Origin of the sequence: Rhodococcoides kroppenstedtii, from assembly GCF_900111805.1 — a bacterium.
Taxonomy (GTDB): domain Bacteria; phylum Actinomycetota; class Actinomycetes; order Mycobacteriales; family Mycobacteriaceae; genus Rhodococcoides; species Rhodococcoides kroppenstedtii.
Window position 1 is genome coordinate 133,900 of record NZ_FOJN01000003.1, and the last position, 16,804, is coordinate 150,703.

At 70.2% G+C, this 16,804-nt stretch carries 13 protein-coding genes, 3 tRNA genes and 2 pseudogenes; 9 read left to right on the forward strand and 9 right to left on the reverse strand.

Annotated features, from left to right (window positions below):
• Window positions 1-64 precede the first annotated feature (64 nt).
• From BMZ18_RS04820 to BMZ18_RS04840, 5 genes and pseudogenes are all read left to right on the forward strand, one after another.
• Window positions 65-1,521: pseudogene (locus BMZ18_RS04820) on the forward strand (aminotransferase class I/II-fold pyridoxal phosphate-dependent enzyme).
• A gap of 26 nt (window positions 1,522-1,547) precedes the next feature.
• Window positions 1,548-2,408, forward strand: a complete 861-nt coding sequence (locus tag BMZ18_RS04825) for an LLM class flavin-dependent oxidoreductase (RefSeq protein WP_068361992.1) — start codon at window positions 1,548-1,550, stop codon at window positions 2,406-2,408.
• 189 nt (window positions 2,409-2,597) lie between these two features.
• Window positions 2,598-3,017 carry a fluoride efflux transporter FluC gene (locus BMZ18_RS04830; protein WP_068361989.1) on the forward strand — a complete coding sequence of 140 codons (420 nt, stop codon included), beginning with the start codon at window positions 2,598-2,600 and terminating at the stop codon, window positions 3,015-3,017.
• Window positions 3,014-3,382, forward strand: a complete 369-nt coding sequence (locus BMZ18_RS04835) for a fluoride efflux transporter FluC (protein ID WP_068104195.1) — start codon at window positions 3,014-3,016, stop codon at window positions 3,380-3,382. Before BMZ18_RS04830 ends, BMZ18_RS04835 begins: the two co-directional genes overlap by 4 nt.
• A gap of 79 nt (window positions 3,383-3,461) precedes the next feature.
• The gene (locus BMZ18_RS04840; protein WP_068361986.1) at window positions 3,462-4,820 is read left to right on the forward strand and encodes an MFS transporter; all 1,359 of its coding nucleotides are present in this window, start codon (window positions 3,462-3,464) and stop codon (window positions 4,818-4,820) included.
• On the opposite strand, the pseudogene BMZ18_RS04845 reads toward BMZ18_RS04840, so the two are convergent.
• The 5 genes and pseudogenes from BMZ18_RS04845 to BMZ18_RS04865 all read right to left on the reverse strand — a co-directional run.
• A pseudogene (locus BMZ18_RS04845) lies at window positions 4,751-6,028 on the reverse strand (lipase family protein); the annotation flags it as partial. The gene BMZ18_RS04840 and the pseudogene BMZ18_RS04845 overlap by 70 nt on opposite strands.
• 41 nt (window positions 6,029-6,069) lie before the next feature.
• On the reverse strand, window positions 6,070-6,732 hold the full coding sequence (locus tag BMZ18_RS04850) for a TetR/AcrR family transcriptional regulator (RefSeq protein ID WP_068361980.1): 663 nt from the start codon (window positions 6,730-6,732) through the stop codon (window positions 6,070-6,072).
• A gap of 93 nt (window positions 6,733-6,825) precedes the next feature.
• Window positions 6,826-6,898, reverse strand: a tRNA-Arg gene (locus BMZ18_RS04855).
• A gap of 52 nt (window positions 6,899-6,950) precedes the next feature.
• Window positions 6,951-7,040 (reverse strand) — tRNA-Ser (locus tag BMZ18_RS04860).
• 114 nt (window positions 7,041-7,154) lie between these two features.
• Complete coding sequence (locus tag BMZ18_RS04865; RefSeq protein ID WP_068362045.1) at window positions 7,155-7,862, reverse strand: dienelactone hydrolase family protein; 708 nt, start codon at window positions 7,860-7,862, stop codon at window positions 7,155-7,157.
• Between the two features lie 71 nt (window positions 7,863-7,933).
• Here BMZ18_RS04865 and hisC point away from each other — a divergent pair, with 71 nt between their 5' ends.
• Complete coding sequence (hisC, locus tag BMZ18_RS04870) at window positions 7,934-8,998, forward strand: histidinol-phosphate transaminase (RefSeq protein ID WP_068361977.1); 1,065 nt, start codon at window positions 7,934-7,936, stop codon at window positions 8,996-8,998.
• On the opposite strand, the gene BMZ18_RS04875 is transcribed toward hisC, so the two are convergent.
• Window positions 8,995-10,011 carry an alpha/beta hydrolase gene (locus tag BMZ18_RS04875; RefSeq protein WP_068361974.1) on the reverse strand — a complete coding sequence of 339 codons (1,017 nt, stop codon included), beginning with the start codon at window positions 10,009-10,011 and terminating at the stop codon, window positions 8,995-8,997. The genes hisC and BMZ18_RS04875 overlap by 4 nt on opposite strands.
• Before the next feature lie 523 nt (window positions 10,012-10,534).
• On the opposite strand from BMZ18_RS04875, the gene BMZ18_RS04880 reads away from it, so the two are divergent.
• A complete protein-coding gene (locus BMZ18_RS04880; RefSeq protein WP_068104203.1) occupies window positions 10,535-11,833 on the forward strand; it encodes a PucR family transcriptional regulator in 1,299 nt (432 codons plus the stop codon).
• A gap of 233 nt (window positions 11,834-12,066) precedes the next feature.
• Here BMZ18_RS04880 and BMZ18_RS04885 read toward each other — a convergent pair.
• Window positions 12,067-12,156 (reverse strand) — tRNA-Ser (locus tag BMZ18_RS04885).
• A gap of 60 nt (window positions 12,157-12,216) precedes the next feature.
• On the reverse strand, window positions 12,217-13,392 hold the full coding sequence (locus BMZ18_RS04890; RefSeq protein WP_068361971.1) for an alpha-hydroxy-acid oxidizing protein: 1,176 nt from the start codon (window positions 13,390-13,392) through the stop codon (window positions 12,217-12,219).
• An 81-nt stretch (window positions 13,393-13,473) separates the two neighbouring features.
• On the opposite strand from BMZ18_RS04890, the gene mgrA reads away from it, so the two are divergent.
• Complete coding sequence (mgrA, locus tag BMZ18_RS04895; protein WP_167322062.1) at window positions 13,474-14,505, forward strand: L-glyceraldehyde 3-phosphate reductase; 1,032 nt, start codon at window positions 13,474-13,476, stop codon at window positions 14,503-14,505.
• Between the two features lie 34 nt (window positions 14,506-14,539).
• Window positions 14,540-15,529 carry an NAD(P)H-quinone oxidoreductase gene (locus tag BMZ18_RS04900; RefSeq protein ID WP_068361965.1) on the forward strand — a complete coding sequence of 330 codons (990 nt, stop codon included), beginning with the start codon at window positions 14,540-14,542 and terminating at the stop codon, window positions 15,527-15,529.
• Between the two features lie 23 nt (window positions 15,530-15,552).
• Here the strand turns inward: BMZ18_RS04900 and BMZ18_RS04905 are convergent, their stop codons facing one another.
• The gene (locus tag BMZ18_RS04905; protein ID WP_068362042.1) at window positions 15,553-16,752 is read right to left on the reverse strand and encodes a cysteine desulfurase-like protein; all 1,200 of its coding nucleotides are present in this window, start codon (window positions 16,750-16,752) and stop codon (window positions 15,553-15,555) included.
• Window positions 16,753-16,804 lie beyond the last annotated feature (52 nt).

The following is a 16,804-nucleotide window of genomic DNA, read 5'->3' on the forward strand; positions in this document are numbered from 1 at the left end:
GGACGCTACGCCGTCGTCACGACCCGCCGATGTTTGGAACTCGGGTCGGGGGTACCGCTCGGTCATGGACCAGTCACGCGCACCTTCCTCGACGCGGTGGCGGCGTTCCACCGCGCGGACCGGTACGGATTCACGCCACCCGCTCACCGGCGCGGGGCCGGCGTCGATCCCCGCGTGCGCGACGTGCTCGGCGCGGACAGCTTCCGGTCGGACCTGCTGGCATCCGGCGGAATGGACGACCGATCGTCGTCGCACGGATACCTCACCGACGCAGAGAATCTGATGGCCGACGCCGTCGGAGCGCGCTCGGCGTTCTTCTCGACGTGCGGCAGTTCCCTGTCCGTGAAGGCGGCGATGATGGCGGTCGCCGGCAACGATCCGGGTGGGCTCCTGGTGGCGCGGGACAGTCACAAGTCGATCGTCGCGGGACTGATCTTCAGCGGTGTGACTCCACGGTGGATAACGCCCCGCTGGGACACCGACCTGCACCTGTCGCATCCCCCTCCCCCGATCGAGTGCGGCGGGCGTGGGAGGAGAACCGTCGCGGCGGGCGCCCTGGTGGTGAGTCCAAGTCCGTACGGCACGTGCGCGGACATCGCCGGCATCGCCGAGGTCTGCCACGAACGCGGGAAGCCGCTCATCGTGGACGAGGCATGGGGCGCGCACCTGCCGTTCCACGACGATCTGCCCACCTGGGCGATGGATGCGGGCGCCGACATCTGCGTGGTCAGCGTGCACAAGATGGGCGCCGGGTTCGAGCAGGGGTCGGTCTATCACGTCCAAGGCGATCTGGTGGACGACCGGCACGTGGCCATGTGCGCCGACCTGCTGATGACCACGAGCCCCAACTTCCTCGTCTACGCGGCCATGGACGGGTGGCGACGTCAGATGGCCCAGCACGGCGCCGAGATTCTGGGCCCCGCCCTCGCGGTGGCCGACCGGGCGCGGCGGGACATCGAAGCGGTGGCCGGGCTCGAGGTGATGGACGAGGAACTGATCGGTGCCGAGGCGTCGCACGAACTCGACCGCCTCCAGGTACTGATCGACGTCTCCGCGACCGGAGCGACCGGGTACGCCTGCGCGGACTGGTTGCGCCGGGAACACCGCCTCGATGTCGGCCTCAGCGATCACCGCCGCATTCTCGCGACGTTCTCGCTCGCGGACACCCGTGAGACGGCGACGTGACTGGTACGGGCGTTACGCGAGCTCCCCTCCGCGGCAGCCGACTTCTCCGAGGCGCCACGAATCGATCTGCCCGATCCCGCGGATCTGAGCCTGCGCACGGTCATGACGCCACGAGACGCGTTCTTCGGTGAGACCGAGTGCATTCCGGCCGCCAGGGCCGTCGGACGGGTCGCCGCCGAACAGATCACGCCCTACCCGCCCGCCATCCCTGCTGTGGTTCCCGGCGAGGAACTTTCCGAGGGTGTGATCGACTACCTCACCACCGGTGTCGCCGCGGGCATGAACATTCCGGACGCTGCGGACACGAGCCTCGAGACGTTCCGGGTGGTTCGCTGAACCCGTTCGTGCCACGCTCGGTACTCATGACGACTCCCTCCATCGGCACCGTCTTCACCCCCGCCCACGATCCCACCCGTCTTCCGGCAGCAGCCCGCGCGGCGGAGTCCGCGGGGCTCGACGAATTCTGGCTGTGGGAGGACTGTTTCAGCCACGGCGGACTGACCACCGCGGCCGTGGCGTTGGCCTCGACGTCCTGTATCCGGGTGGGGCTCGGTCTCATGCCGGCGCCGCTGCGCAACGTCGCGCTGACGGCCATGGAGGTGGCGTCGCTGCATCGCCTCTTTCCCGGCCGCTTCCTGCCCGGCGTCGGCCACGGGGTGCAGCGCTGGATGGAGCAGGTGGGGTCCCGCGCGGCGTCGCCCATGACGCTGCTGGACGAGTACCACTCCGCGCTGCGCGCGCTGCTGGCCGGAGAGGAGGTCACCGTCGACGGTCGCTTCGTTCGGCTCGACGCGGTGCGATTGCAGTATCCCGTCCCCGGTGCGCCGCTCATGGTCGGTGGGGAGGGGCCGAAGACGTTGCGGTTCGCGGCGTCGCATGCGGACGGCACCCTGCTCTCGGCGGCCCTGACCGACGACCGGCTTCGCGCCGCCTGCGCGGAGGTCCGCGGGGCCGCGTCGACCGACGACCACCCGATCGTTGCACCGCGACTGGTAGCCGTGGGACCCGGTGCGGCGGACCGTCTGCGCGCCGAGGCCTCCCGCTGGGGGTTCGAGTCCGCGGACGAGATCGCCGTCGCGGGCGACGCCGGGGAGGTCGCTGCGGAGTTCGCTCGGCTCGGCGAGATGGGCATCACCTCGGTGCTCGCTCACCCCACCGACGACGAGCCGGACCTCGAGGGCTGGACCGCCGTGATCGGGGAGGCGGCCGCCCAGCTGCGGTGACCGCGTGATCCCCGCGGGCCTGGCTGCCCACAAGTCGCCCGAATCGGCGGGATCCCGTCGATCCGGGCGAGTTGTGGACAGCGGCGCCCGCCCGACGGGTCCGAACCACCGGGCGGTCGGGCTCCGACGCGTAGATTGATCGGGGCCGCCGACCGTCGACGGACCCGTCCGACCCCCGAGGAGCCGTCCATGCCCGGTTCCCCCGCCCGCGCGGCGGTCTCGGTGGGCCTGGTCGCCGCGGGAGGCGCGGCCGGAACCGGCGTTCGGTACGCGGTCGAGTCCGCGCTGCCGCATACCGGAACCGGCTGGCCCACGGGCACTCTTGTGGTGAACGTCGTCGGGTCCTTCGTTCTCGGCGTTCTGCTCGAGGGGTTGGCCCGGCGTGGCCCGGACACCGGGTCACGCCGTCGCCTCCGACTGCTGCTCGGCGTCGGGTTCTGCGGCGCGCTGACCACCTACAGCACCTTCGCGCTCGAGATCGTGGAGTCGATGCAGCAAGGCGCAGCGCCCCTGGCCGCGGCCTACGCCGCGGCGTCGATCGCCGCGGGTCTCGTCGCTGCCGGGGCGGGACTCGCCACGGCCGGGGCCGTGCGGAGGGCCCCGTCGTGATCGCGGTGCTCGTCGTACTCGCCGGCGCCGTGGGGGCGGTCGCCCGGTTCGGCGTGGACTCCGCGGTCGGCCGCCGATGGTCGACCACGGTGCCGTGGGCGACCGTCGGCATCAACGTGTCGGGCTCGTTCCTGCTCGGGGTGCTCGCCGGAGCGGTCGCGCAGCACTCTGCTCCGGACGCCTGGCAGACCGTCGTCGGGACCGGGTTCTGCGGCGGTTACACGACATTCGGCACGGCGATGGTGCAGGCCGTCCGGCTCGGACACTCGGGGCGGTCCGGGGCCGCAGCGGTGAGCGTTCTCGGCACCCTGGTCGCCTCGGTGCTCGCGTGCGCCGGCGGCGTTGCGGTCGCGGCGTGGGCCTGAGTGCCATACCGTCTTCTTGACGGTCATCACTATTGCTGCATAGCGTGACCGCACTCACTCCCGAGACGAGGAACTGCCCATGACGCCTCCCCAGCCCACGAGACAGCGGTCCGGCCTGCTGATTCTCGCCCTCTGCTTCGTCACCATCGTCTTCGACGGGTACGACCTGGTGGTCTACGGGTCGACCGTGCCCACGCTGATCGCCTACGAAGGATGGGACCTCGACACGGGCTCCGCGGGCCTGATCGGCAGCCTCGCCCTGGTCGGCATGCTGCTCGGCACGCTCTCGGTCGGCCTGGTCACCGACCGGTTCGGACGACGTCGCATCATGATCGGGTCCATCGCGTGGTTCTCCCTCTGCATGCTCGCGACGGCCTTCGCCCCGAACGAGGTCGTCTTCGGCTTCCTCCGGTTCCTGACCGGCATCGGCCTCGGCGGGGTGGTGCCCACCTGTATCGCTCTCACCGTCGAGTTCGCGCCGAAGCATCGTCGTCAGATCTCGAACGCCGTGATGTTCAGCGGCTACTCCGTCGGCGGTGTAAGCGCTGCGCTCCTCGCGATCGCACTGCTGCCCGAGACCGACTTCCGCGTGCTCTACGCCCTCGGCGCCCTCCCGCTGATCACGTTGCTGCCCGTCGTCGTTCGCTACCTGCCCGAGTCGGTGTCCTACCTCGCCGCCACCGGCCGCGAGGACGAGGCGCGTGACGTCGCCGCTCGGCACGGGTTGGTCTACGACGACATCGTCGCGCCGGTTCCCGCCGCAGCAGCAGTCGACACCGCGCCCCCGGTCTCGAGCATGCGCGAACTGTTCACCCCGCGGTGGCGCCGCTCCACCGTCCTCTTCGCCGCCGCCAACTTCTGTGGCCTGCTGCTGGTCTACGGCCTCAACACCTGGCTCCCGCAGATCATGCGCAGCGCCGGCTTCGCGCTCGGGAGCTCGCTCGCGTTCCTCCTGGTGCTCAACCTGGGCGCCATCGTCGGCGCGATCAGCGCATCATTCGTCGCCGACCGGATCGGCGTGCAGAAGGTGGTCACCGCGTCGTTCCTGCTCGCCTGCGTCGCCATCTTCCTCATCAGTCTGAACCTCCCTGCAGGACTGCTGTTCCTGCTGGTCGCGGTGGCCGGCCTCGGCAGCGTCGGCACCCAGATCCTGGTGGGTGGCTTCTGCGCCACTCATTACCCGCAGAAGCTGGGTGCGACTGCGCTCGCCTGGTCGCTCGGGATCGGCCGCATCGGTGCGATTTGCGGTCCTCTCCTCGGCGGTCTCATCGCCGGGTGGGCGATGGGGTACCAGGTGAACTTCTACGCCTTCGCGGTGGTGGCCGTGGCCGGCGCGCTCGTGGTCGGCTCGATCCGCACGCAGAACCGTCAGGACCCGATCGGCTCCCCGAAGAGTCCCGCGACGATCTCGCCCACCGCATCGACCCAGACGGGGTAGGTGCGCTGGTCCAAGGCCATGGACCCGACGTCGGTGGTCCGGCAGCCCGGTGCTGCCGGAACACCGGCGAAGCGGTCCCGTAGCCACAGGAGCGCGCTGGGGAACGCGATCACCTCGAGGCTGAGGTGCTCACTGAAGTGGTCGCGCGTATAGGTGACGTTCGCTCCCGGACGGCTGCAGTACGCGTCCACCATCGCGTTCACCGGACCGACCGGCACCAGCCAGTCCGGATTCGAGTGGTACACGTAGAGCGGCATGTCGGGGGTCGTGTCGCCGAGAGTCAGCGGACCCAGCGCCCGCCGAACGACGGGGTCCTCCAACGGATCTCCGTCGGTGCGCAGGAACCCCTTCAGATTCAGGAACGGCAGGAGCGCGGACGACCACCCGACGCAGAGGTTGTCCTTCGCCGCGAAGAGAGCGCGCCCCGCGGGGTCGATGGTGCGGTCGAGGAACTGCGCCAGCTCCGGATCCTCTCGGCTCGCCCCGATGATTCCGGAGGCGACGATGCCCGAGCCGAGTGCGTTGTTCGCGTTGTTCACCAGCGCCGCGACCTCCGCGGGGGTGCCGCCCTCGGTGACGCCGACGATGTCGAGCTCGGGTGCGTAGGACGCGGCCAGTTCGGCGGCGTGGCCGGTGGCGATCGCGCCGCCCGAGTAGCCGCTCATGCCGACCTTCGTGGCGACGCCGGGCAGGTCCATCGGCCCGAAAGCTTCGGCCGCGCGAATGCCGTCGAGCGTGATCCGGCCGGCGACGGGACCGGACGCGAAGGCGTTGTTCGGGCCCTGGTGATCGGGAACCGAGACCGCCCATCCCTGGGCGAGCGCCGCCTGCACCTCGAGGAACTGCGCGCCCGAGGTCACCGCGCCGGTCACCGGCCACGGCACCGCGCCCTGCCGCATCACGTACGACGGCGAGCAGTACGCGGCGAGGGAGTCGACCGCCATCTGCACCGACAGCAACGGCCGCGGTTCGGCCGACTCGCCCCGCGGCCGGACGACGGTGGTCACGGCCGGGATCGGCTCGCCCCGACCGTTGGTCGACCGGTAGGCCAGCTGCCAGGCGTCGACCGGCGTCGGGAGGACGTTCAGCGTGCCGAGCTCCACCGGACGAGCGGCGATGATCTCGCCCGGCTCGGCCGCGGCGACGACGTCGGCCGGCGGGTCGTAGAACTCCGTGTCGTACTCGGGGCTCGGCACGAACGGTGCCGGCACCGGCGGGATCGCCGGCTGCGCGGCGTCACGACGCGTCGTCAGTCACCGATGCGGTGCGGCGCGTCCAGGTCCGGGACGAACGCGCCGAGCACGGCGACCATCGTGTCGACGATGCCGCCGACCGGGGGCCGCGGGCCGGGCATACGCGACCAGGTGGAGATCAACTCGGTCAACGGGCCGATGAACGCCGTCGCCGCGAACTCGTGTCCACCCGGCGGGACGAAGTCACCGCCGAGTTCGGTGCGCAACGTGGCCTCGATGAACGTCGCCCACTCGACGCGACGACGGCTGCGGTGCTGTTCCACCGCATCGCTCACCCCGAGCATCTCGAGATACGACACGCGCGCCCGCCGGGGATCGCTGCCCAGCGAGTCGATCAGGGCGGTGATCGCGGCGGTCACCAGGGCGCGTCGATCACCGTTCTCGACCGCCGCCAACGCGGCGATCACGGCGTCACGGGCGTCGTCCTGTACGGCGTCGTACACGTCCAGCAGGAGCTTCTCCCGGTTCGGGAACTCGTCGTAGAACTGGCTGCGCGCGAGACCCGCCGCCGCGCAGATGTCCGCGACCGACGTTGCGGCGTAACCCTTCTCGCCGATCACCGCCAGACCCGCGGCAAGGAACCGGCGCCGACGCTCGGCGCGCCGGTCGGATAGCGCCCGGCCACCGTAGACGCGTTCGGAGTCACCGGCGACGTTCACCGCAGCAGCGTACCCGGGGCCGCGTGGGGCCTCCGACCGGACGCAGAACGAAACGATCCCCCCACCCGGCCGGGCCGGATGGGGGGATCTCTGTGCGCCCGAAGGGATTCGAACCCCTAACCTCTTGATCCGTAGTCAAGTGCTCTATCCGTTGAGCTACGGGCGCATGTCTTCTGTTGTGTCCGACCGAAGCCGGGTTCTCCGACCGAAGTCGAAGGTGGCGGAGGCGAGAGGATTTGAACCTCCGGACCCGGTGAAGGGTCAAGTCATTAGCAGTGACTCCCATTCGGCCGCTCTGGCACGCCTCCTGAGCCTTCTTCCGAAGGGCACCGGTCCTTTCGAACCGCCGAGAGAGAAGACTACACATGCCCCACAACGGACGCAAAACCGCTGGCCGACGGCGCCCCGGCGGTCCCGAAGACTCAGCGCAGGTGGCTGTCGAACCAGTCGAAGATGCGGCGCTGAGCGTCGACGACCGCGTCCTCCCCCGCCGTCGTCCCCGACTCGGGCGACACCTCGTCGGGACGATGGTCGAGGCCGTCGTAACTCACGACGAGCGTCGCCACCGGCGCCTCGGCGACGGCGTCGCGCAGCCGGTCGACGTGCGCCGCCGGGATGCGCTCGTCGCCCTGGCCGTACAGACCGAGCCACGGCGCCTGCAGGGACGGCGCCGCCTCGATCAGCGCCCGCGCGTCCGCCGTCAACGGCTCGACGATTCCGGGCGCGGCGACGCTCACCGCCGCACCGACGGGCCGGTCGGTGGCCACCAGCGCCGCCGCCGTCCCGGCGTCGTCGAACCCGATGACGCCGATGGTGTCGGCGTAGACGCCGTGACCGGTCAACCACGTCACCGTGGCGTCGAAGTCCTCGAACAACGCGTCGCCGAACACCTCGTCGTCCGACGCGGCGCGGTGGAAGAGGTGCGGAGCGGCCACCAGCCAGCCGTCCTCGGCGAGCGCCTTCATGAAGTCCAGGAGTGCGCGCGAGAATTCGCGCGACTCGTGCAGGACGACGATGCCGCCGCGCGGAGTGGACGCCGGTCGGAAGGTCGTGAGCGGGACACGCTCGGCCGACTCGGTGCCGTCGTCCGCACGGCGAAGAGGGGCCGAATCCTCGATCGATGCCGTCATGGGACCACCGTAGAACTGCCGCGCGCATCTGGCGAGAGCCTGCGGCGGGCCGACGCGCATAATCGAGTGTCGTGACCGCTCGTACACGCCCCGACCTCGACGCCATCCCCGGATACATCCCGGGCCGCACCGTGGCGGGCGCGATCAAGCTCGCCAGCAACGAGACGACGGCGGGGCCGCTGCCGAGCGTTCGGGACGCCATCGCCGAGGCCGCGGCCGGGGTGAATCGGTACCCCGACAACGCCGCGACCGCGCTGACGGACGCCCTCGCGGACTTCCTCGACGTCCCGTCGCCGAACGTCGTCGTGGGCTGCGGGTCGGTGTCGCTGTGCCAGGAGCTGGTGCAGGCGACGTGCTCACCGGGCGACGAGGTGGTGTTCGGCTGGCGATCGTTCGAGGCCTACCCGATCGTCACCCTGGTCGCCGGCGCCACCGCCGTGCGTGTCCCCCTCACCGACGACGACGTCCACGATCTCGACGCCATGGCCGCCGCGGTCACCGACCGGACGCGTCTGATGTTCGTCTGCAACCCGAACAACCCGACCGGCACCGTCGTCGACCCGGCGGACCTCGACCGCTTCCTCGACACCGTCCCCGAGCACGTGCTGGTGGTGCTCGACGAGGCGTACTTCGAGTACACGGACCGCCGGATCGACGGGGTCGAGGTCGGCCGCACGCGGCCCAACGTCATGGTCCTGCGGACGTTCTCCAAGGCGTACGGCCTGGCGGGTCTGCGCGTCGGGTACGGCGTCGGGGCGCCGTCCGTCGTCACCGCGATGAAGAAGGTGCACACCGCCTTCAGCGTCAGCTCGGTCGCCCAGAGCGCGGCGATCGCCTCGCTCGCCGCGTCCGACGAGTTGCTCTCCCGCACGGAGATCGTCGTCGCCGAACGGGCCCGCCTTCGCGACGGCCTACGCGAAGCCGGCTACCAGGTGGCCGACTCCTTCGCGAATTTCGTCTGGCTACCGCTGGGCGCGGCCTCCGGTCGGTTCTCGGCGGACGCGACCGACGCACGAATCCTGGTGCGCGCGTACGGCGACGACGGGGTCCGCGTCACCGTGGGCGACCCGCACGAGAACGACGCCTTCCTCGACTTCGCCGCCGCGGCCGCGACCCGTTACGTCGCGACCGCCTAGACCCCGAGAGCGCGGGCGATCACGGGCCAGGACGCCCGCATCTCGTCCTGCCAGTACCGCCACGAGTGGGTGCCCCAGGGCTTGCGCACGACGGTCGCCGGCACGCCCGCGCGGTTCAGGGTGTCCACGAACCCGTTGGTGCAGAGATTGGCCGCCGCCTCGAGCGGGCCACCGACCAGAAGCGCGTCCGTCAGCTCTTCCAGCGGTGAGCCGCCGGCCTCGTACGGGCCGGGCAGACCCGTGCCGGACGACACGTAGATCTGCTTGCCGCGCAACGCGTCCACGCGCAGGCTCGGATCGTTGTCCGCCCATGCCGGGTCGGAGTTCGACCCCCACATGTTGGTCGCGTCCCCGCCCGTCGATCCCACGGTGGTCCGCACGGCGTTCTTGGTCTCGTTGCTGCGGTTGTCGTAGCACCCGCTGAACGCGGCGACCCCGGTGTACAGGGACGGGTGCTTGGCAATGAGGTTCATCGCGCCCTGCGCGCCCATCGACAGTCCCATGAGCGCGTCGACGCCGTTCCCGGAGAACTGTGCGTCGATCAGCGGGGGGAGCTCCCGCGTCAGGAACGTCTCCCACATGTTGACCCCGAGCACCGGATCCGGGCGCTGCCAGTCCGCGTAGTAACTGCCCCGCCCGCCGATGGGGAGAACGACGTTGATCGGCTTGTCGGCGAAGAAGGCCACCGCGTCGGTCTTGGCGGTCCACGTGCTCTCGGTGTAGTTCGTCTCCTCGCCCGCGCTCACGCCGTCGAGCATGTATAGGGACGGGCGGGGCACCGAACGGTCGGCCGGCAGGAGAACCTGGACCGGTATCTCCCGACCCATGGACGGAGAGAACACGGAGACCATCGCTCGCCGGTCGGTCTGCATCGCGACCGAGACGACGCGGGCACCGGTGTCCCCCACCAGCGCCACCGGACCGGCCGGATCGGCGGTGGCGACGGCCGGCGCGGTCACGGCGAGCGTCGTCGTCGCCAAGCACGCCCCGACGAGGGCCGCGAGACGTCGCATGTCGGTCCCTTTCGTCGTGGCCGGCGATGAGGGGCCGTCGGCCCCGAGCCGTGCGATACATGGCGCAGACGAGGCTACTGCGCAGTAAGGACCACCAAAATCCTGTCCAGTGCATCCGCGCAGGTCCTGGAATCGGTCACAACGCCGGTTAAAGCTGACCGAAACACTGCGCGCAGTCAGCGAAAGAGACCGTCGGACCGCGTACAGGCGCTTGTCGATGCGTTACCGTCTCGATACCGCCCTGTGTTTAGTCACAAATTTGACGCGGTTTGCGTTGTGCAGATGCAAGTCGAAAAGGGCACTTTCAACGACTGTTGCGGACTCAACAGTCGTTGAAATAGAGCATAACACCAGGTCACAGGGGGGTGTGACAACGGACACTCGATGGGCAGTTCGAATGGACGCCGGAAAACAAGACGCTTGGTTCGATCCGTCAAAACAATCTTCGTCCCCGTTAAGGGTTGTTACCGTACACCGAGAACCAGCCCAACCGGCATGAACTACACAGTCATGGGGGAGCCAGATGACTACACCGAAGACCGCCGCGAGCCCGCTTCCGAGCAACGTCGAAGCCGGGCTCATCGCCGGCACCAAGGGGAACAATCTGGCCCTCAGCGACCTCCGCGGAGTCGCCCGTCATCTGGTCGACCACTTCGCCGCCAACACGCCCTGCGGCACTCTCCCGGGCGAACTCCTGCACGGCGACGTCACGGAGGTGACCGTCAAGTGCCTCGGCCTCGCCGTGCGCATGCTGGAGTCCGGCAACACCCCGTCCGAGAAGGATCTCGCCAACGTCCACGACGCCGCGGCGCGGTGGGCCCGTGAAGGCGTCCCTCTCCGGGCCATTCTCCGCGCCTACCACGACGGGTTCCGCTACGGACTCACCCTGGTGGGTCGCCAGACGGCCGGCCAGAAGGTCGAGGACGTCACCGCCAACTCTCTGGTGCTGGTCACCCTGCTCGAGGCCGTGACCACCGAGGTCTCCATGGCCTACGTCGACGAGTACCGGTCCGTGGCCTCCGAGCATCACACCGCCACGCACACCCTCGTCACGACGCTGCTCAGCGGCGGCAAGAACGCCACCGCCACCGCCCAGCAGTGCGGCATCGACCTCGCCGACGACTACCTCGTCCTCGCACTGCACTTCCCGCAGCACCCCGACGAGGCCAACCCCGTCGTCGACCGCACGGTGTCGGCCCGCCGCAAGCTGCGCCGCATCCAGGCCGAGCTGGCCACCTCGTGCGGCAAGTCCCCCCTCGCGCTGCTGAGCACCGAGGGCGGCACCATCCTGCTCCCCGCACCCCGCGACCGCGAGTGGGTCGACGCGCTGATCGAGCGTCTCTCCCGCGCCGGCGAGGTGGCCGTCACCGGGGCCGTCACCTCCTCCGACCGCGACGACATCCCTGCCGCCGCCGAGCACGTGTACGAACTGCTCTCGCTCGCCCGGCAGCTGGGCCGCCCCGCGGGGCTCTACCGCACCGAGGACCTGGTGCTCGAGTACCAGCTCACCCGTCCCGGACGTGGTCGCGAGCAGCTGCTCCGCGCGCTCGAGCCGCTCGACGACGCCCCCGAGCTCCTCGAGACCCTCACCTCGTACCTCGGACACGAGCTGAACCGCCAGCGCACCGCCCGGCACCTGTTCGTTCACGCGAACACCGTCGACTACCGCCTCAAGCGCATCGGCCAGCTCACCGGGATCGACCCGTCCATCCCGTCGGGCCTGCGCTACCTGCAGGCGGCCATCGTGGCGCGCGGGCTCGAGAACGCGAAGAACGCCCAGAGCGCTGCCGCTGCGGCGGCCAAGACGGCGCGCAAGCGCTGACCGTTCCCCTCCTCGGCCCCCTCGCCCCCCTGTGGTGAGGGGGCCGAGGTGCGTTCGGGGGCTGGGGGCGGCAGCTGCTCGGGTTTCCGCAACCCTCACGGGTTGCAACCGGTGCAGGTGACCGGAAGCTGCGCAGGTGGGGGTGCGGTCGGCGTCGGCCCGAAGCTGCTCGGGTTTCCGCAACCCTCACGGGTTGTAACCGGCGCAGGTGACTGCAAGCTGCGCAGGTGCGGTGGCGGAAGCGGAGGGATTTGAACCCCCGGACGCTGTTACACGTCTCTCGCTTTCAAGGCGAGTGCATTAGGCCGCTCTGCCACGCTTCCCGGTCGACCACCCAGATAGTCGAACACCTCGAAATACTAGTGCCCGCGGGTGCCCCTGCCTCACCCACCCGCGAGGATGCTGCGGTCCACCTCGGCGAGGGAGGTCAGGCCGGCGAGGCCCATGGTGATGTCGAGGTCGGCGAGGATGCAGCGCAGGGCGTGCTGGACGCCGTCACGGCCGGCGAGCCCCAGGCCGTAGACCCACGGCCGGCCGTAGAGCACCGCGTCGGCACCCAGCGCGAGGGCGACGAGAATGTCGGAGCCGGACCGGATTCCGGAGTCGAGCAACACCGTGGACGAGCCGCCCACCGCGTCGGCGACGGGGCCGAGCGCGTCGACGGCCGCGATGGCGTTGTCCACCTGCCGCCCACCGTGATTGGACACGACGACGCCGTCCGCTCCGGCGTCGACGACGGCTCGTGCGTCGTCGGGATGCAGGATGCCCTTGACCAGGACGGGCAGGTGGGTCCACTCCTTCACACGGGCGATGTCGGCGGGGCGAAGGGTGTGGTTGCCGAACATCCCCACCCAGGTGAGCACCGCGATCTGCAGGGCCTCGTCGCTCGACTCGGGCGGTGCGGCGAGACGCGACCGGAACACCGGATCGGACAGATAGTTGGCGATGCCCTGCGCCTTCAGGAACGGCAGGTGTCCGAGATCGAGATCGCGCGGGCGCCAACCCATTCCGGGGGTGTCGGCGGTGACCACGATCGCCTTGGCGCCGGCTGCGGTGGCGCGGCGGACGAGCGATTCGGCGACGCCCTCGTCGGCGGGCCAGTAGAGCTGATACCACCAGTTCTCCCCGGACACGGCCGCGACGTCCTCGATGGGGGTGGACGACGCCGTCGACAGCACGGAACCGATGCCGAGCGCGGTGGCCACCGAACCGACGACGGGTTCGGCGTCGGGATGCACCATGCCGAGCACCCCGATCGGTGCCGTGAGAATCGGCGCGTCGAGACGCAGTCCGAACAGGTCGACGGAGAGGTCGCGGGCGTCGGGCGCGCTCGCCCCGCGCCACATGCGCGGCACGATGCGGTGCCGGCCGAACGCCTCGACGTTGCCGGCGGCCGTGCGCTCGGTGGACGCGCTCCCGGCGATGTACGCGAACGCGGCGGCCGACAGGGTCTCGCGAGCACGGGCCTCGAGCCCGGCGGCCGTGGTGGGGAGGTCCGGCGCGGTTCCGCCGAGGCCCGTCAGGTAGATCTCGTTCTGGAAGTTGCCGAATGCACTCACCCGTCGACGCTAACCGCTCGGGCGCGCCCGCCGCACCCGTTTCTCGCCGCGCAGCGCGCCCGGTCCGGCAGGATGGCGGGCATGCCCGATCCCTACGTCGCTGCCGCCGACCGTTACGACCACATGCCCTACCGCCGCACCGGCGCGTCGGGTCTGAAGCTCCCTGCCATCTCCCTCGGACTGTGGCACAACTTCGGCGACGACAAGCCGCTGGCGACGCAGCGCGCGGTGCTGCGCCGCGCGTTCGATCTGGGCATCACCCACTTCGATCTGGCCAACAACTACGGTCCCCCGGCGGGCAGCGCGGAGATCAATTTCGGGCGAATCCTCAAGGAGGACTTCGGGCCCTACCGCGACGAGCTGGTGATCTCGACCAAGGCCGGGTGGGACATGTGGCCGGGCCCCTACGGATTCGGCGGTTCCCGGAAGTACCTGCTGTCCTCGCTCGACCGTTCCCTGGAGCGGATGGGACTGGACTGCGTCGACATCTTCTACAGCCACCGCGCCGACCGTGAGACACCCGTCGAGGAGACCGCCGGCGCGCTGATCAGTGCGGTGCAGCAGGGCAAGGCGCGCTACGCCGGCATCAGCTCCTACTCGGCCGCCCGCACCCGGCAGATGGCGTCGCTGCTGTCCGACGCGGGTGTGCCGCTGCTGATCCATCAGCCCAGCTACTCCATGGTGAACCGCTGGATCGAGTCGGACCTGCTGCCGACCGTGGACGAGCTGGGCGTCGGGGTCATCGCCTTCTCGCCGTTGGCGCAGGGCATGTTGACCGACAAGTACCTCGACGGCGTCCCCCGGGATTCCCGTGCGGCGCAGGGAAAGTCGTTGAACCCGGACTGGCTCACCGACGAGATCCGGGAAAACCTGAACGCGCTGAACGACATCGCGTCGTCCCGCGGTCAGAGCCTTGCGCAGATGGCGATCGCGTGGGCGCTGCGCGACCGGAGGGTGACGACGGTACTGCTGGGGGCGTCGTCGGTCGACCAACTCGAGGACAACGTCGCGGCACTCCAGCGTCTCGATTTCGACGACGACGAACTGTCCCGTATCGACGCGCACGCCCCGGACGCCGGCGTCGACATCTGGGCGGACTCCACGCGGATCTGACCCCGGATCAGCCGGCGGGCCTACCCTGAGAACCATGCACGCGATCACGCTGACCGAGTACGGCGACCCCGACGTCATGGTCTGGGCCGAGGCGGCCGATCCCTCGCCCGGAGCGGGCGAGGTGGCCATCACCGTCACCGCCGCCGGGGTCAACCGGGCGGATCTGCAACAGCGCCAGGGCAATTACCCGCCGCCACCGGGGGCCTCCGAGATCCTCGGCCTCGAGTGCTCCGGGGTGATCGAGGCGCTCGGTGACGGCGTGACGGGACTGCAGGTGGGCGAGGAGGTGTGCGCCCTCCTCGCCGGCGGCGGCTACGCGGAGCGCGTCGTCGTCCCCGCGGAGCAGGTCCTTCCCGTCCCGGCCGGCGTCGACCTCGTGGTCGCGGCGTCGCTGCCGGAGGTGGCCTGCACGGTGTGGTCGAACGTCGTCATGTACGGCGGGCTCGGCGCGGGCGACACGCTGCTGATCCACGGCGGCGGAAGCGGAATCGGCACGCACGCGATCCAGGTCGCGAAAGCCCTGGGCGCTCGCGTTGCGGTGACCGCGGGCTCGGCCGAGAAACTCGAGACGTGCCGGTCCTTCGGCGCCGACATCCTGATCGACTACAAGGAGCAGGACTTCGTCGAAGCACTTCGCGAGGCCACCGACGGCCACGGAGCCGACGTGATCCTCGACAACATGGGCGCGAAGTACCTCTCCCGCAACGTGTCCGCCCTCGCGATGGACGGACGCCTCGTCACGATCGGCATGCAGGGCGGCCGAAAAGCGGAGTTCGATTTCGCCGCGTTGATGGCTCGTCGCGGCAGCGTGCACTGCGCGGGTCTGCGTGCCCGTCCCGTGACGGGGCCGGGCGGTAAGGCCGAGATCGTGCGCCAGGTGTGCGAGCAGGTGTGGCCGATGATCGCGAACGGATCGGTCACTCCCGTTGTGCACGAGGAGGTTCCGATCGCCGCGGCACCCCGCGCACACCGGCTGCTCGACGAGCACTCCACTGTCGGCAAGGTGATCCTGCGGGTTCGGTGACCCGTCTCGGGTCGAGGGACCGCTCAGGCCATCGAGTCCAACACCGACGCGAGCTGGTCGATCTCGTGCCGGGTGGTGTACGGAGCGAGGCCGACCGTGATCGCTCCCCCGGCGTCGGCGACACCCAGCGCCTCGAGCAGGCGGCTGCCGCCGTGGACACCGGAGACCACGTCGATGCGGTGGTCGGCCAGACGGGCCGCCACCTTGTCCGATTCCACCCCGTCGACGCTGATACTGACGCACGGCACCCGGCTCGCCGCCGTCCCGATCGTCATGAGATGCGGTCGGTCGAGCCGGTCCAGGAGGTAGGCGAACAGGGAATCGTGGTAGTCCTGGAGCGATCCGATGGACATCTCCAGCTTCTGCCGGCGCGTTCCCCGCGCCCCCTCGTCGAGCGACGCGAGGCAGTCGATGGACGCGGTGGCCCCGGCGAGCAGCGAGTAGTGCAGTCCGCCGAGTTCGAGCCGCGCGGGGCCGGTGGCCTGCTGGTCGAGCGCGATGGACGGCAGCCGATCGAGCAGGCCGGGATCGCGGAACACCAGCGCGCCCACCCGCGGGCCGCCCCACGCCGCCGCGTTCACGGCGACCACGTCGGCCTTGAGGTCCTCGATGTCGAGCACCGCGTAGGGCGCCGCACCGGACGCGTCGACGACCATCAGCCCACCGACGTCGTGCACCAGGTCCGCGGCCACGCGCACGTCGGGCGCCGACCCGACGAGCGACGACGCCGCCGTCACGGCCACCAACCGCGTGTTGGCCGCCACCAGCTCGTCGAACTGCCACGTCGGCAGCTCGCACGTCTCGATGTCGACCTCGGCCCACTGGACCTGCGCGCCGTACCGGTTGGCGATGCGGAGCCACGGCGCGACGTTCGCCTCGTCGTCCAGCCGGGTGAGGACGATGCCGGTGCCGAGACCCAGCCGAGTACTCAGCGCCTCGGCGAGCCACGCGAGGAGCACCGAGTGATCCGGGCCCAGCACCACCCCCTCGGGTGAGCCTCCGACCAGATCTGCGACGGCCTGCCGGGCCTCCTCCACCACCTGCGTGCTGCGACGCGCCGCGGGATACCGAGAGGAGTGGGACGTGGCCGAATTTCGGAACGTCGTCGACACCGCCGTCGCGACGCGGTCCGGAATCTGCGCACCCAGCTGCGGATCGAGATGTATCCAGCCGTCGCCGAGCGAGGGAAAGAGCCCTCGTACGCGGGCGACGTCGTAGGTCATGCCGAACACTCTAGGCGTCGCCGGCGACTCCTCGGTGGGTCGGAGGGTCGGC